The sequence below is a fragment of the Hydrogenophaga sp. NFH-34 genome, from assembly GCF_021401345.1.
GTDB lineage: Bacteria > Pseudomonadota > Gammaproteobacteria > Burkholderiales > Burkholderiaceae_C > Hydrogenophaga > Hydrogenophaga electricum.
In genome coordinates, this window is the sequence record NZ_JACBGE010000045.1 from 1 (window position 1) to 14,751 (window position 14,751).

Below are 14,751 nucleotides of genomic sequence, written 5' to 3' on the forward strand. Positions count from 1 at the left end.
GCCAAGGGTGCGCTCAACCTTCGGTCCGTTCCACTCAGGGGTATGTCCACTGTCTTGCATATGGACACATGCTGCCGTGCCCCTGACAACCTCACAACAAGGGCCTTGAGGCCACGCTTACACCAGTTCATCGTTGTTGGCGTGTATTGCGGCCACCGCACCGCGAATGCCAGTTGCCCTCGCATGCGCGCGTCATGCAAGCGGGCACTCGCTTGTGAGCCTCAAGAGATAGTGGGACAGGCAGTCTGCGGACGTATGCCATCAGCCAGGAAGCGGATGAATACCTCTGCCACCTGATCGCCAGTGAGTGTGCCGTCAGCGTGGTACCACTGGGAAATAGAACTGATCGCCCCCATGAACCAAAACACCGCGAGCCTTGCGTCACAAGGCGCAATGGAACCGTCCCGAACGCCCTCTTCTATGATGTTGCGAAGCTGGAGGTCAAACTTTCTCCTGCGTGCGGTAATCTTTTTGCGATCCGCTGGCGTCATAGCGGAAAAGTCGTGCAGGATCGCGGGAGCTCCCATCTGATCTGTCAGGTGCGAGATGTAATTCCGCATGAACGCGGTGATCCGTCCGTACCCAGTGGACTCTGATGCGATCGCGTCTTTCAACACCTGATCGCCAATTTTCATCGCCAGCTCATGGCACTCGTAAATGAGTTCCTGCTTGCTCTTGAAATAGTAGTAGAGGGCAGGCTTGGTAACGTTGAGTGCGTTTGCAATCTCGTCGAGGGAGACGTTTTGTGACCCATGGCGCCCAAAGGCTTTAGACGCTTCAGCAATCACTGCCTGCCGCTTGAGCTCGTACTGCTCATCCGCACCACTGACGGCGTTGTTCCACCTCGCCCCTTTGGTGGCGCGCTTGGTCGCTGAACGCACCCGTGGCTTGGGTTCCGCTTCGATGGATTGGCTCATAAGGTTAGAGGTCGCGCTTTGCTAAGGGGAGACAGTTGTTAGTCAAACATGATATCCAATGACCTCGGGCAGCCGCCTTCGGCGGCTTGCCCAGACACTCACTCAGCCAAAATCTGGCGCGCAATAATCAGCTTCTGAATGTGGCTGGTACCTTCGTAAATTTTGGTCACGCGAACATCTCGGTAATAGCGCTCCACCGGAAAGTCCGAAACGTAGCCGTAGCCACCATGGACTTGAATCGCTGCAGAGCAGACCTTCTCTGCCATCTCACTGGCATACAGCTTGGCGATCGAAGCCTCTTTATCTGAAGGAAGCCCCGCATCTCGCCGGCGCGCGGCATAGATCATGTACTGGCGAGCCACCTCAACCTGCATCGCCATGTCGGCCAGATCAAAGCTGACGGCCTGGAGTGCAGAGATCGGCTTACCGTAGGCTTCCCGATCTTTGGCGTAACGAATGGCAGCCTCGAGCGCAGCGCGCGCGACACCGATCGCCAAGGCGGCAATCGCGATGCGCCCGTCTGACAAGAGCGACAGGGCCTTTGCATATCCTCGCCCTTCTTCTCCCACCAGATTGCCGACTGGAACGCGCAGGTTGTCCAGCTGAATCTGGGCAGTATGCGCGGTGTGCTGTCCGAGCTTGTTCTCGATACGGAGCACCTGATAGCCCGGATCCTTGGGATCAACAATGAACAGGCTGAATCGATTCCGAGACCCAGGCTCCCCCGTGGCCGCCACGACAAAGGCGAAACCCGCTTCGCTGCCATTCGAGATCCATTGCTTGCTCCCATTTATCACGTAGTGTTCGCCATCGCGCTTGGCGGAGGTTCGGATGGAGGCAGTGTCAGAACCAGCATGAGGTTCCGAAAGAAGAAATGCACCGATGTTCTTAGCCGAAGCCAGCCCGGGCAGGTGCTGAGCCTTCTGCTCCTCTGTGCCGAAGTTGCACAAGACATGCGCTGATGAGTTGTGCACATGCATCATGGTGGCAAAGCCGCCGTCGGCGACAGCGAACTCCTCTATGGCTAGGCAATACTCCACGAAAGAAAGTCCCGCACCTCCATATGTTTGAGGGGCCAGCATGCCCATGAACCCCAATTCGGCCACGGACTGAATTTCCGCATGAGGCCACTCGCCGCTTTGGTCACGTTGCGCCGCTGTGACGGCGACGACCTCCTCCGCTACGCGGCGAGCCGACTCCCGAATCATGATCTCTTGTTCGCTAAGGAAAGCGTTGGAAACACTGCTCATCTGATGTCCTTGGGGTTAACTTTTTCGTGTCAAAAAATGCAGCTCAACCGAGCCAGCGCTTGCGGCGCCGGTAGTGCTTCATGTCCCGGAAGCTCTTGCGCTCTCCCTCCACTGTCAAGCCGAGGTAGAACTCGCGAACGTCCTCATTGCTCTTGAGTTGGCTAGAAGGCCCCTCCAGCACGATGCGGCCGCTCTCCATCACATAGCCGTAATCTGCAAGTTCAAGCGCGACGCGGGTGTTCTGCTCGACGATCAGCAAAGTCAGTCCGCTGGCTTTCAAGTCGGAAAGAAGGCCGTACACCTCCTCCACCATCAAAGGGGCCAATCCGAGCGATGGCTCATCGATCATCACCAGCTTTGGTTGGGACATCAATGCGCGACCAATCACCAGCAGTTGCTGCTCTCCTCCCGACAAATAACCTGCGGTTCGGTCGCGCAGGGCGGCCAAGCGCTTGATGCGGGAATAGACCTCGTCTAGCCTTTCCTTGGCCTCTCGCCCGCTACCCATGTGCCCACCAACCACCAGGTTCTGCTCGACCGTCATGTGGCGCAGGACCTTGCGCCCCTCCATCACGTGCACGAGGCCCTGCCTCACCACATCTACCGGGTTCGCCCCGGTGATGTTGGTGCCGTCGAACGTGATCGATCCTGCGGTGACTCGACCATCTTCGGTGCGAATGAGGTTTGAAATGGCTTTGAGCGTCGTGCTCTTGCCCGCTCCGTTGGCACCGAGCAGGGTAACGCACTGACCCTTTGGTACACGCGCTGTAATACCCTTTACAGCCAGAATCACTTCGCTGTAAAGGACCTCAACGTTATTTAACTCAAGCACAGGCAACTCCAAAGTTTGTCACTCCAGGCCCGCAGCCGCGGGCCTGAAGATGCAGCCAATTACCACTTGTTCACGTTCGGAACGGGAGCGTTTTCTCCGGCCAGCTTATATTTCCCTTTTTCAATCGTTCCGATATTCACCGCCAACCCAGAAGTCGGGAACGGTGCCTCGTTGCTGAACTTGATGTTGGGCAGAACACCAAATGTCTGCTCGCTCGGGAAAGCGTTGGTCTGTAAAGCAGCCCGTACATCAGCCCCCGTCACCCCGGCAGGGCCCTTGGCCTTTACCACATGCTCAACGGAGCGAACCGTGAGCAGAGACATGGCCAGCCCCATCATGCAAGGCGATGTAAAGTTGGCTTGGGTCTTGTACTGAGTGCGCAGCTTCTCGAAAAAGGCTCTCGCAGTGGTCGGGTCTTCCGTCGGAATGGCCATGCCATAAACTTCGTAGCTTCCCTCCATCTGGTTGAGGTCGCCCAAGGCCTTGCCCGACGAGAGCAATCCGTTGTGCGCGCTGACCACCATGGGGATGTTGCTCTTGCCCAGGCTTTGCAGGGCACGACGGGTTGCCACCACCGATGCCGTGTTGTTGAAGACCTGAATCACCGTCGCCCCTTTGCGGAGCAATCGATTCACTTGCTGCGTAAGGTCTGTCGGCTGTGCCTCGGTGTAGATCGTCTCCACCACCTCCAGGATCTGGGGGTTGTCCTTGGCGAATCGTTCCACGCCCTTGTGAATGTCCACGTAGGCAGGAGAAACCTCCGATGAGATAACCCCAACCTTCAGCGGGGCGCCCCCCATCTTCTTCTGGTACCAGGCGTAAAAGCCGGCCGCTTCATGCGGATATGTAGCTCGGGCATTGAACACCCAACTGTCACTCTTCCACGCGAATCCATAACCGGACGTGCCCAGCAGCAGCGGGATCTTGTCGTTGGGTAGCCGCTGCTGCAGCGCGTTGCTGTCCGGGCCGCCGAGACCGAAGATGGCGATAGGGTTCAGCTCCGCCTTGATGCCTGGCCAGAGCGAGGCGACTTGGGCGACATCGTAGCGAGAGTCGTACTCCTTGACTTTTAGGGTCACGCCAAGAGATTTACCCACCTCATCGTTCCACCAGTCAACTACCCCGCGGCGGCACGCTGTTGTGTCCTTCATGATGTCGGCGAATGGGCCAGTGAAGTCTGCGATACCCGCGATGTTGTATGTCACCTGAGCGTGAGCGGCACTTGCGCAACCCAAGGCGGCCATAACTATTACCGAACCCAAGGTCTGACGGGCACGGGCCGAGAAATCCATCGTCTGCTGAATCATTTGAATGTCTCCTATGTGGTCACGCTGTTCAACCGAATTCAACCACCCACCAGCGCATAAATGAGGGGTGAAACATCTGCCGATTTCAATAAGGGTAGGGCCACATCCGATACGACCGTTTGGCAATATTCCAGCGATGCATCAGGCCGCGAGGCTCAAAAATCAGGAATCCAGCGATGACGCTGCCAAGAAAAATATTCATGGCCGCGAACACCAAGTCTCCGCCTAGAAATGGAATGCGTTCGATCAGTGCAGGCCCCATACTGGTGATGGACTCCTGAGCCATGCGAATGACGAAAACACCAATCAATGCGCCAGTAATCGAGCCCATGCCGCCAACGATGATCATGGCAATAAACCAGATTGAATGAATCAGCGTGAATTGGTCAATCGCCACAAAGCGAACGTAGTATGCCCACAGCCCTCCGCCAATACCGGCATAGAAGGCACCCACCAAAAATGCCAGGGCTTTTGTCCTCACCACGTTGATGCCCATCATCCCTGAAGCCACATCATCATCACGAACGGCGGCGAAGATTCGTCCGTGTCGGCTACGCGCAATGCCGTATCCTCCAGCGATCATGATCATTGCGACCACGAGACACAGGTAATACATACTTATATCCGTCTCAAACCTGAATCCAAACAGCTCAGCAGGCTCCAGGGTGATGCCGTTTGAACCACCCAGCCACTTTTGTGGAAGATTGAGCACAAAGAAGTGAAACAGGATCTGCGCAGCAATCGTGGTGAGCGCTAGGTAGAACCCCTTTATCCGGACAGCAGCAAGACCGAAAATGAGGCCAAAAAGCGCTGCAAACACCCCACCCGCGGGCAGGGCCAGCCAGAATGGAAGGTGCAGTTTGCTGGCAAGCACAGCCGTCGAATACGCACCGACCCCCATGAAGGCGGCCTGGCCTATATTGACCTGGCCAGCCAAACCAGTATTGATTTGCAGACCAAGAACCACCACTGCAGTGATCAGCATCGACGTCATCACTGCCACCGATCGAACCTCGGCGACCATCGGCAGGGCAAACAGAGCCACAACAAATATCAACAGGGCAATTGCTTGATTTCGTGTACGGATAAGCGATTGGTCCTGACGATAGGAGGTTGCAAAAATACCAGCGGGATCCATGATCAAACCCTTTCAATGGTTTTCCACCCGAACATGCCGGTTGGACGAATCAAGAGCATCAGCAACATGATGATGAATGGAAATACAGAGCCAATGGCACCGCCAACCAGAGGATCAAGATAGGCCGATGCCAAACCTTGAATCACGCCTACCAGTACTCCGGCGAGCAACAAACCTGCGAGAGATTCCAGGCCGGCGAGCAATGCCACAGGAAGCGCTGCCAATCCGATGTCGGAGCTCAGCATGTTGATTGATCGGCCACTCAGGTGAACCATGGCACCCAGGGTGGAAAGCACAGAGCCGAGAATCCAGGCAAAGGCAATGGATCGCTGCACGGAGATACCCATTGACATCGCCACCTGATGGTCTTCAGCCACGGCGGTCATCGTCAAACCCGTACGCGTTTTGTTGAAAAACCACGAAAGTCCAAAGCCAAGGGCAATCGTGAGTAACCCGCCATAGAGCATCGAGCGAGAAATCAGGATGTCACCAAAGATCAGCGGATCAATTGGAAAAACCATCGGAAAGGCGCGGACCTGTGGACCAAACATGACCAAGACCACGCCCCGAATGAGGATCAGAAGACCTATGGTCACCATCACCATGGAAAAAATGGATTCACCGACCAGTCGCGCAAAGAAGATCCGCTCGATCATCAAGCCAAAGATGGCTGCGCTCACGAATGCCACTGGCAGGCCGATCCACAGCGGCATTCCCATTTGAATCACTGTCCACCAAACCATATACCCGCCGAAGACGACCAGCTCCCCCTGCGCGAAGTTGAACACCTTTGATGCCCGATAGATCACCACAAAACCCATGGCAATCAGTGCATATAAGAGGCCCGTCAATGCGCCATTGATGAGGTAATTGAGGAAATCAATCATCGCTTTCTCCCATTTGAAATACCGGCCTTGGCCGTCTGGTCGGCAGCCGCTACGTCGCGAATGAATACCTGCGCGGTGAACTGGCTGCGACGTCCATCCTGATAGGTCACCGGTATGTCCACAGTCACTTCAGACGCCCCGTTGTAAAGACCTTGAATCAGCGCCGAATACCGATCTTCCAGAAACTCTCGACGCAGCTTTCTCGATCGGGTCAACTCGCCCTCATCCGGGTCAAGCTCCTTCGGAAAGTTGGCGAAACGGCGGACCCTCGCGTGGGCCGGCAGGAACTGGTTTACCCGGGAGATTTCATTGCTAAGGAGGTCGGCCACCTCCGGGCGCTGCGAGAGATCCGTGAAGGTCGAGAAACCAATGCGCTTGTCTTCTGCCCAGCGAGACAGCACTCCCATGTCGATGTTGATGAGTGCGGCAACAAAGTCGCGCCTTTCATCTCCGACGGTCATGATGTCCTTGATGAATGGGCTGAAGCGCAGACGGGTCTCAACAAACTGCGGCGGGAACGTCTGGCCATCGGCGAGACGCTTCAGGTCGGACACACGCTCCAAAAAGACAAGTTCGCCTCGGTCCGTCTTGGTAACCGCATCTCCGGTCTGGTACCACCCGTCTTTGACCTTTGCCTCGACAGAGCCTTCGCGTCGGTAGTAACCCAGAAACGAGCTCCCCCCCTTTACGCACAACTCTCCGTCTGCTGTCAGCATCCATTCCAGTGGAGAACCCGCCTCGGGGTGCGTCTGCATCCAGTGACCCACGGTTTCCAGGTCAAAACGGTCTCCCTGATGGCTTGTCAACAGCCCTACCTCGGTTGAGCCATAGATGTTTCTCAATGGAACGCCCATCGCATGGAACATGCGGAACACATCTGGGGCCATGGTGGCACCTCCGCAGATGGCCACCCGCAGTCGGGTCAGGCCGAGTTGGTCTCTCAACGGCCTGAGGACCAGCGCATCGGCGAGGGGGAGCAAGGCCCGGTTCCACCAAGACACGGGCTTGCCGTCCAAGCGAGCGACGTGCACAGCATGCCCAACCTTCAAACCCCACTCGTAGACGCCTCGCCGCACATGGCCCGCGTCGAGCATGTGGGCCTGCACTGAAGAGGCCATGCTTTCCCATTGGCGCGGTGCAAACGTCATGGCCTCGACTGCCAGCTCCCGAATGTTTTCAAGAACTTGCTCGGGGCCCTCAGGAAAGTTGACCACCATGGGAAGGCCAATTCCCAGGGCCAGACCCATGAACTGCTCTGTGGCCCAGGCTGGCGCGATATAGCTCAGGTACTGAGTACCAGGCCTAGCCTTCGTAGCATTGACCAGACGTTGGGCGTTGTCGACCAAGCTACGATGAGAAAGGATCACCCCCTTGGGCTTGCCTGTGGTGCCTGAGGTGTACGAAAGCACTGCGATGTCGTCAGGTCGGCCCTGATCAACGAGACGGTCGTAAAGCAGCTCATCCTTTTCGCAAAGGGACTGCCCCTCCCTTTGCAACTGATGAAACTTGCGCAAGATAGGGTCTTGGTACGACCACATGCCCGTGTCGTCCCAGTACACGATGTGCCGCAGGTTTGGAGTGGCCGTCTTCACCGCCAACCCTTTGTCCACCTGTTCCTGATCCTGTGCAAAGAGACAGACGGCCTCACTGTCATCCAGCAGGTACTGCACTTCATCTGCTGTGAGGTCCGGATACAGTGAGATCACCTTGCACCCGACTGCCTGTGCCGCGTATTCGGCCCAGTAGTGTTGAGGCTCGTTCTCACCAATGATTGCGACCGTTTCTCCGCGTTGAATGCCCAGTTTGTGGAGACCCAAGGCCAAGTCCATGACATTGCGCTGAACCTGTGAGAAGTCGTACTCGCGCCAGATACCACGCGTCTTGTGCCGCTGCGAGAGTCGCTGCGGTGAGCGTCTGGCGTGGTCACGCAGCAGTTGCGGCAGTGTTGCCATGCGAATGTTCATGCCACCCCCTCACCCAGATATGCTTTCAATACGGCTGGATCGACTTGAATTTCCTTGGGTGTACCCTCAGCAATCTTTCGGCCAAAGTCCAGCACAGCCACGCGATCCGCCAGGTCCATGACAACCCCCATGTCGTGCTCGACCAGCACGATCGGGATGTGTTTGGCTTCTCTAACATCCAGAATGAACCGGGCCAGATCTTCCTTCTCCTCGGTATTCATACCGGCCATTGGCTCATCCATGAGAAGGATCTTGGGATCCTGTGCGAGAGCACGCCCAAGGTCGACGCGCTTGCGAAGCCCATAACCCAAGCTACCCACTGGCGTGTGCCGGATCGACTCGATTTCCAGGAACTCGATGATTTCCTCCACCGCTTCCCTGTGAGCCACCTCTTCGCGCACAGCAGGACCGAAATGACAAAAGGACTGGATCAGGTTGGTACGCATATGCAAGTGGCGCCCCACCATCAGGTTCTCAATCACCGTCATGCCAGAGAAGATGTGAGTACCTTGAAACGTGCGGGCCAATCCGCGGGCCGCCACTTCGTGCGTGCCCATGCCTCTGATGGAGTGCTCGCCAAGACGGATTTCGCCTGCCTTGGGACGATAGAAGCCACTCAGGCAATTCATCAGCGACGACTTGCCGGCTCCGTTAGGACCGATCACCGCCAACAACTCGTCGTCGCGCACATCAATGGAGACATCGTTCAGGGCCACGATTCCCCCAAACTTCAAAAGCAGATGGCTTGCGGAAAGCACGATCTCAGCGTGCTTTCCCTTTGGCAGATCACTCATTCATTCCTCCGCGATCCATCGGTCGTCTTATTTGCATGGAAACTCCTTTTCAGTCAGTCCCTGAATAGGTTCAGTTCTCTCTATTTAGATGCTGACCGTCAGCGGGTTCCCGCGTCCAGGCTGATGGTGGTGGCGTTGAAGTAAGCGTTTTCGACGATGTGTTGAACCAGTGAGGCAAACTCCTGCGGTCGCCCCATCCGGTGGGGGAAGAGGATCGAGTTATCGATCAGCCCCTGAGAGACCTTGGGCGGCATGCCGGCGGACATGCCCGTCTCGAACAGGCCGGGCGCAATAGCGACGACTCGAATCCCGTGCTGTGCCAGATCACGGGATACTGGGAGAGTCATTCCCATCACCCCAGCCTTCGTTGCGCTGTAGGCTGCCTGACCCATCTGTCCCTGCCAAGCGGCTCCAGAAGAGGTGTTCACGATCACACCTCGCTCGCCGTCCTCGCTGGCGGTGTTTCGCGACATCGCAAGGCTCGCGTGGCGGATGACGTTAAACGTGCCCGTGAGGTTGACGGCAATCACCTGGTTCCAGAGCGAAAGGGGAAACAGTTCGCCTTTGCTCAAGGTTTTGCACGGCCCAAGAATGCCAGCACAGTTCACGGCCACCTGCAAAGAGCCAAAGGCCTGCACCGCAAACTCGACGGCAGCCTTCACCTCAGCATCGTTGGACACGTCGACCCGTTGAATGCGAACGCTTGACCCTAGGGGCAATACGTTGTTGACCAAGCGTTCTTCATCAACGTCCACTGCCATCACCTTGGCGCCCTCCGCTACCAGCGCCTGGCAGGTGGCCAGGCCCAGGCCCGATCCTGCTCCAGTGACGAGTGCCACTACATTTTGAATGTCCATGTTGTCTCCTTGTTCGTCTTAGTTCTGTGATTCAGCGGCCAAGAATCGTTATGCAGGCCACGGCTTCTTCAATCCCTTCCAGGCCCCCGCCGTTCTCGGCGAGCGCAAGCCGGGCACTTTCCACCTGGCGCGTCCCTGCCTCCCCTCGTAGTTGAGTTACCAGCTCATGTATCTGTGCAAGCCCGGTCGCACCTACAGGGTGGCCCTTGGACTCCAGACCACCAGATGGGTTGATAGGGATCCGCCCTCCGATGCTTGTCTCACCGCGCTCCGCGATGACACCGCCCATGCCGAACTCGCAGAAGCCAAGGTTCTCGGACTGGATGATTTCGCCCATGGCGGTAGCGTCATGGACTTCGGCCACCGATATGTCTGCGGCTCCCACACCGGCCAATTCGTAGGCCTTGGTGGCCGCCAACGCTGTGCAGTGGGAGCGGTAGTCGGACTCATCGCGATCTGATCCGCTTTGCACCACCGAAGCGAGTACACGGATCGCTCGGCTTGCGTCCAAGTTGAGGCGTTTAAGGGCCTTGCCGGTGCACAAAATTGCGGCTGCGGCACCATCTGAGATTGGTGAACACATTGGCAAAGTCAGCGGATAGGTGATGGGTGGCGCCGCTAGGATCTCGTCGATGGTGTATGCCACTCGGTACTGGGAGAGCGGGTTATGAACCGAATGGTTGTGGTTCTTGGCCGCCACAGCCGCGAGCTGCCGCTGGGTCGTACCGAATGTCCGCATGTGCGAACGCGCGAAGGCGGCATATACGTCCATGAAGACGCTGTACGGCTTAGGCGAGGTCGATCCTTCGGGTACGGACACCTCCCTGCCCAGCTTCATCAGGGAATCTCGAATCTCTTGTGCACGGGAGATATCCCAAGCACTGTCAAACACGGAGAACATCCGCGCCTTGTCGGTAGAGAACATCTTCTCGGTTCCCACCGCGAGAGCGACGTCGCCCGCTCCGGACTTCAAGTGACTGCACGCCAGCGCAAACGCAGATGATCCACTCGCGCAGGCGTTCTCAATGTTCACCACCGGAATCCGGCCAATGCCCATGGCGCGCAAGGCAATCTGCCCGCGAATCATGTGCTGCCCTTCCATGTGTCCTTGAGAAGTGTTGCCAAAGAAGGCCGCTTCTAACTGCTCCTTCTGCATGGCGGCATCTGCAAGGGCTGCCTCCACCGCCTGCCTAGTAAGGGCTTTCATGTCAAGGTCGAGGTGTCGGCCAAACGGCGTCATGCCAACCCCAATCACGTAGATGTCATTCATGCTCAGTTTCCTTATGGCTCTTGAATACTGGCGGAATCGCTCAACTTTACCCGCCGTGCAATGGTTTTACTTTAAAGTAAAACTTAAAAAAAGAGAGAGGGATAAACCCTCATTGGGGCGATCTCAAAAGGTCTGGATCGACCAGAGGCAGGAAACGCAAGCCCCGCGCCGTCTCTACATCACCCTCGTCGGTCACGCGATACAGACCTCGACTGGCGTTGTGGGGATGCTTCGCTGCCTCTCCCAAGGTGAGGACTGGTGCGAAACAGGCATCTGTGCCTTCCAGCTCTCCAGTCCAATAGCTGCTTGACCTCGACGCAAATGCCTCAGCCATTCGGGCTTTCAGTGCGGGCCAAGAGGCCCTGTTCATCTGCTGAGAGGGATCCACGTCCGACAACCCCATCTTTTCCAGAAGAAGCACATAGAACTGAGGCTCGATAGCACCCACCGTGATGTAGCGACCGTCTGAACACCGATACCGGTCATAGAACGGTGAGTCATGAAACACGCTGGGCTCCACCCCTTCGAGGGCTCCACCCTTGCGCAGAAGCTGAACCAAGGGCGCCAGAAGGGCCAGCACATCCACGATCGCTCCATCGACTACGCAGCCCTTTCCTTCGCCACTTCTCGCGGCGAACAGCCCAGCAACGATTCCCATCGTCAGGCCCAAGGCCCCCGCCGCATCTCCCAAGACCGTGGGAGGCAAAATCGGAGGATGACCAGGCGTTTCGGTCAGTGACATCAGTCCGGTTAGGGCCACGTAGTTCATGTCATGGCCTGCGGCTTGGGCCAGCGGACCATCCTGCCCCCATCCCGTCATGCGGCCGTAGACGAGGCGGGGGTTCACCTTGGCGCAGTCTTGAGGCCCCAGACCCAGCCGCTCCATCACCCCTGGACGATTCCCTTCAATCAAGGCATCGCTTTGGGCAATCAAGTCGATTGCAGCCACTTTGTCGTGTGGCGTCTTCAAGTTCAGCGCGACACGATGTTTGCCGCGGTTGATCAAGCTATCGGTAGGCGGGGTCATTTCTGCTGGCAGAGCCCCTCGATTTGGGCGTGCGACCAGGGTCACGCTCGCGCCGAGCTGTACCAGATGAAAGCCCGCCAACGGGCCGGGGCCGATTCCTTCGAACTCCACTACCTTGACGCCTGTCAACGGTAGCTGACTGCTTTGACTAGATGACTTCATGTGGGCTCCTCTTTTTTTACTCTACGGTAACTTGTTTTTACTGTAAGTAATGGAAACCACCAAGTTACTTACTCGATAGTCAAATGAAAAAATGTGAGGTCCCTAAGCACGCCGAGAATGGAGAAGACATGTCAGAGTCAGTGGTGGTTACCGAAGTCCGGAATCGATCTCTTTGGATCCGCCTGAATCGCCCCGACGCAATGAACTCGCTCACCCCAGAAGTGCTCCAAGCCATCGACAAGGGGCTGGACCAGGCGCTGGAGAGCACCGACGTCATGACCGTTGTTCTTACCGGTACCGGCCGCGCCTTCTGCGCTGGGGCGGACCTTAAGTACGTGCGGGGTCAACTGGGCGAGAACGGCACGAGCGTCTTCCTCGCGGGTGTCTTGCGCACGATGAACCGCCTGGACCGGTTCCCCAAGCCGGTCATTGCCTCGCTGAACGGCATTACCCTCGCGGGGGGGCTGGAGTTGGTGCTGTGCTGCGATCTTGTCATCGCTGCAAAAAGCGCAAAGATTGGCGATGCACACGCCAATTACGGTCTGCTTCCTGGAGGTGGCGGCTCGGTCCGTCTCCCCCGTGTGATTGGCCCGACCCGCGCCAAGTACCTTCTCTACACCGGGGAGTTCGTTTCAGCCGAGGACATGCGAGAAGCCGGGTTGGTGAATCAGGTCGTGGACGACTCGCAGCTCGACGCAGCGACCCAGAAGGTGGCCGACACCATTGCCACCAAGAGCCCTCTGGGCCTTCAGCGCATGAAGGCTCTGGTTGACGACGGGCTCGATCAATCAGAGGACACGGCACTTCGCTTGGAGCTGCTGGCGTCAGAAGTTCATGCTTTCAGCGCCGACCTTCAAGAGGGGCTTGAGGCCTTCGAGGGAAAACGTGCGCCGCGTTTCACCGGCAAATGAACCAAGGTTCCGAACCATGACCACGCCCCCATGCTCCAACCGATTCGCAGCACTTCAGCGCATTCAGACCCACGCTTACCGGAAGGCCCCAGCCATACGAGACATCTATGAGCGGGCGAATATGGCGCCGGCCGACTTATGCGGCGCCAGTGATCTTGCCCGTCTGCCCGTCACGACCAAAGACCAACTACTCGCCCTCCAAAGAGCACATCCCCCTTTTGGCGGGTTCCTGGCCGCGGACACTCACGACATTCGACGCATCTTTGTGTCTCCAGGGCCGATCTATGAACCAGAGCTTTCAAGCGATGTCACCGGGCGTGGTTTCGCGCAAGTTTTTAACCAAGCAGGCATCGGCCCCGGCGATCGCGTGCTGAATACCTGGTCTTACCACCTTGTGCCCGCAGGTCTTTTGCTTGACCAAGGAATCGCATCTACCGGGGCCACGATCATCCCGTGTGGTCCGGGCGGCGCTGAACAGCAAGCCCAACTGATTCTGGAGTTGGACATCACGTGTATTTGCGCGTCCACCAGCTTCTTCATTACCTTGATCGAGACCTTGGAACGCATGGGGTACCAGTTGCCTCGTGACTGGCGCGTCAAAAATGCCATGCTCGGTGGAGAAATGGGCAACTGGATGCACAAGCGACGCGATCTTGAGCAGCGCTATGCCATCAACACGTTCTCCGCCTATGCGACCGGAGACTTTGGACTCATCGGGTACGAACAAGATGGACTTGAGGGCTACCGCATTCACCCTGAACGCCTGGTCCAGGTGTGCGACCCGGTATCGGGCGAGCCCTTGCCAGTCGGCAGCACAGGTGAGATCGTGGTCACGACACTGGAAAGCGGGTGGCCATTGGTTCGATTCGGCACAGGCGACGTCGCTCAGGCGTTGAGCCAGACAGAAGACGGCCTCGTTGATCGCATTGGTCTTCTGCAAGGCCGCGTCGGCCAGGGTGTAAAAGTGCGCGAGGTTTTTGTCTATCCACGCAACATCGAAGAATTGCTGAGTCGAGTGCCGGAGATCAATGGTGCGCAGCTTGTCGTAGAGACTCTGGGCCACAGAGAGACCATGACATTGCGTGCAGAACTCAAGCCAAAAGGCACACCAGCCAACGTGGAAGCTCACCTAGTGGATGCATTCAAACAAGTAACTCGGCTCAAGCTAGACAACATCGAATGGCTCGAGGTGGGCCAACTCGCTGAAGGAGATCCAACGCTTGTCGATCGGAAGCACGCACAAGCTTTGGGCTGCTGCCGGTTCCGTTGACACCGGCCTAAGCTTTTTGAGCTTGCTCGAACTGTACGGGACTGTGAACCGCCCCGGGTTTCACGGAGGCCCGTTGGCTTGAGTCAGGCCGACGTGGCCTGCTGCTCAAGAGTGCGATAGTAGTTGGCCTCGAACTCGGCCGGCGGCACGTAGCCCAGCGGTGCC

13 protein-coding genes are annotated in these 14,751 nt (G+C 57.3%); 2 read left to right on the forward strand and 11 right to left on the reverse strand.

Features of this window, described 5'->3' with window-relative positions; genetic code table 11:
- Positions 1–221: 221 nt before the first annotated feature.
- From L0977_RS24775 to L0977_RS24825, 11 genes are all read right to left on the reverse strand, one after another.
- Entirely contained in the window at positions 222–917 is a 696-nt protein-coding gene (locus L0977_RS24775) for a TetR/AcrR family transcriptional regulator (protein WP_234267589.1), read from the reverse strand.
- Between the two features lie 98 nt (positions 918–1,015).
- On the reverse strand, positions 1,016–2,167 hold the full coding sequence (locus L0977_RS24780) for an acyl-CoA dehydrogenase family protein (protein WP_234267590.1): 1,152 nt from the start codon (positions 2,165–2,167) through the stop codon (positions 1,016–1,018).
- A 43-nt stretch (positions 2,168–2,210) separates the two neighbouring features.
- Positions 2,211–3,011, reverse strand: a complete 801-nt coding sequence (locus tag L0977_RS24785) for an ABC transporter ATP-binding protein (RefSeq protein WP_234267591.1) — start codon at positions 3,009–3,011, stop codon at positions 2,211–2,213.
- Between the two features lie 47 nt (positions 3,012–3,058).
- Positions 3,059–4,306, reverse strand: coding sequence for an ABC transporter substrate-binding protein (locus L0977_RS24790; protein ID WP_234267592.1), 1,248 nt, complete (start codon positions 4,304–4,306; stop codon positions 3,059–3,061).
- A gap of 85 nt (positions 4,307–4,391) precedes the next feature.
- A complete protein-coding gene (locus L0977_RS24795; RefSeq protein ID WP_234267593.1) occupies positions 4,392–5,444 on the reverse strand; it encodes a branched-chain amino acid ABC transporter permease in 1,053 nt (350 codons plus the stop codon).
- Positions 5,445–5,446: 2 nt separating this feature from the next.
- Positions 5,447–6,331 carry a branched-chain amino acid ABC transporter permease gene (locus L0977_RS24800; protein ID WP_234267594.1) on the reverse strand — a complete coding sequence of 295 codons (885 nt, stop codon included), beginning with the start codon at positions 6,329–6,331 and terminating at the stop codon, positions 5,447–5,449.
- On the reverse strand, positions 6,328–8,295 hold the full coding sequence (locus tag L0977_RS24805) for an AMP-dependent synthetase/ligase (protein ID WP_234267596.1): 1,968 nt from the start codon (positions 8,293–8,295) through the stop codon (positions 6,328–6,330). Before L0977_RS24805 ends, L0977_RS24800 begins: the two co-directional genes overlap by 4 nt.
- Entirely contained in the window at positions 8,292–9,089 is a 798-nt protein-coding gene (locus tag L0977_RS24810) for an ABC transporter ATP-binding protein (RefSeq protein ID WP_234267597.1), read from the reverse strand. The genes L0977_RS24805 and L0977_RS24810 overlap by 4 nt, the downstream gene beginning before the upstream one ends.
- A gap of 98 nt (positions 9,090–9,187) precedes the next feature.
- A complete protein-coding gene (locus L0977_RS24815) occupies positions 9,188–9,946 on the reverse strand; it encodes an SDR family NAD(P)-dependent oxidoreductase (protein WP_234267598.1) in 759 nt (252 codons plus the stop codon).
- A 31-nt stretch (positions 9,947–9,977) separates the two neighbouring features.
- The gene (locus L0977_RS24820; protein WP_234267599.1) at positions 9,978–11,216 is read right to left on the reverse strand and encodes a thiolase family protein; all 1,239 of its coding nucleotides are present in this window, start codon (positions 11,214–11,216) and stop codon (positions 9,978–9,980) included.
- 109 nt (positions 11,217–11,325) lie between these two features.
- Positions 11,326–12,405 (reverse strand): CaiB/BaiF CoA transferase family protein, encoded by a 1,080-nt coding sequence (locus L0977_RS24825; protein WP_234267600.1) that lies wholly within the window; start codon positions 12,403–12,405, stop codon positions 11,326–11,328.
- A gap of 128 nt (positions 12,406–12,533) precedes the next feature.
- On the opposite strand from L0977_RS24825, the gene L0977_RS24830 reads away from it, so the two are divergent.
- Positions 12,534–13,316, forward strand: coding sequence for an enoyl-CoA hydratase/isomerase family protein (locus tag L0977_RS24830; RefSeq protein WP_234267602.1), 783 nt, complete (start codon positions 12,534–12,536; stop codon positions 13,314–13,316).
- Between the two features lie 121 nt (positions 13,317–13,437).
- A complete protein-coding gene (locus L0977_RS24835) occupies positions 13,438–14,586 on the forward strand; it encodes a phenylacetate--CoA ligase family protein (protein ID WP_234267603.1) in 1,149 nt (382 codons plus the stop codon).
- The last annotated feature ends 165 nt before the right edge of the window (positions 14,587–14,751 follow it).

Excerpts from the sequence above, each read along its gene's own strand:
- L0977_RS24775 (WP_234267589.1), bottom strand. The coding sequence starts at position 917 with ATGAGCCAATCCATCGAAGCGGAACCCAAGCCACGGGTGCGTTCAGCG.
- L0977_RS24780 (WP_234267590.1), bottom strand. The coding sequence starts at position 2,167 with ATGAGCAGTGTTTCCAACGCTTTCCTTAGCGAACAAGAGATCATGATT.
- L0977_RS24790 (WP_234267592.1), bottom strand. The coding sequence starts at position 4,306 with ATGATTCAGCAGACGATGGATTTCTCGGCCCGTGCCCGTCAGACCTTG.
- L0977_RS24795 (WP_234267593.1), bottom strand. The coding sequence starts at position 5,444 with ATGGATCCCGCTGGTATTTTTGCAACCTCCTATCGTCAGGACCAATCG.
- L0977_RS24800 (WP_234267594.1), bottom strand. The coding sequence starts at position 6,331 with ATGATTGATTTCCTCAATTACCTCATCAATGGCGCATTGACGGGCCTC.
- L0977_RS24805 (WP_234267596.1), bottom strand. The coding sequence starts at position 8,295 with ATGAACATTCGCATGGCAACACTGCCGCAACTGCTGCGTGACCACGCC.
- L0977_RS24810 (WP_234267597.1), bottom strand. The coding sequence starts at position 9,089 with ATGAGTGATCTGCCAAAGGGAAAGCACGCTGAGATCGTGCTTTCCGCA.
- L0977_RS24815 (WP_234267598.1), bottom strand. The coding sequence starts at position 9,946 with ATGGACATTCAAAATGTAGTGGCACTCGTCACTGGAGCAGGATCGGGC.
- L0977_RS24820 (WP_234267599.1), bottom strand. The coding sequence starts at position 11,216 with ATGAATGACATCTACGTGATTGGGGTTGGCATGACGCCGTTTGGCCGA.
- L0977_RS24825 (WP_234267600.1), bottom strand. The coding sequence starts at position 12,405 with ATGAAGTCATCTAGTCAAAGCAGTCAGCTACCGTTGACAGGCGTCAAG.
- L0977_RS24830 (WP_234267602.1), top strand. The coding sequence starts at position 12,534 with ATGTCAGAGTCAGTGGTGGTTACCGAAGTCCGGAATCGATCTCTTTGG.
- L0977_RS24835 (WP_234267603.1), top strand. The coding sequence starts at position 13,438 with ATGGCGCCGGCCGACTTATGCGGCGCCAGTGATCTTGCCCGTCTGCCC.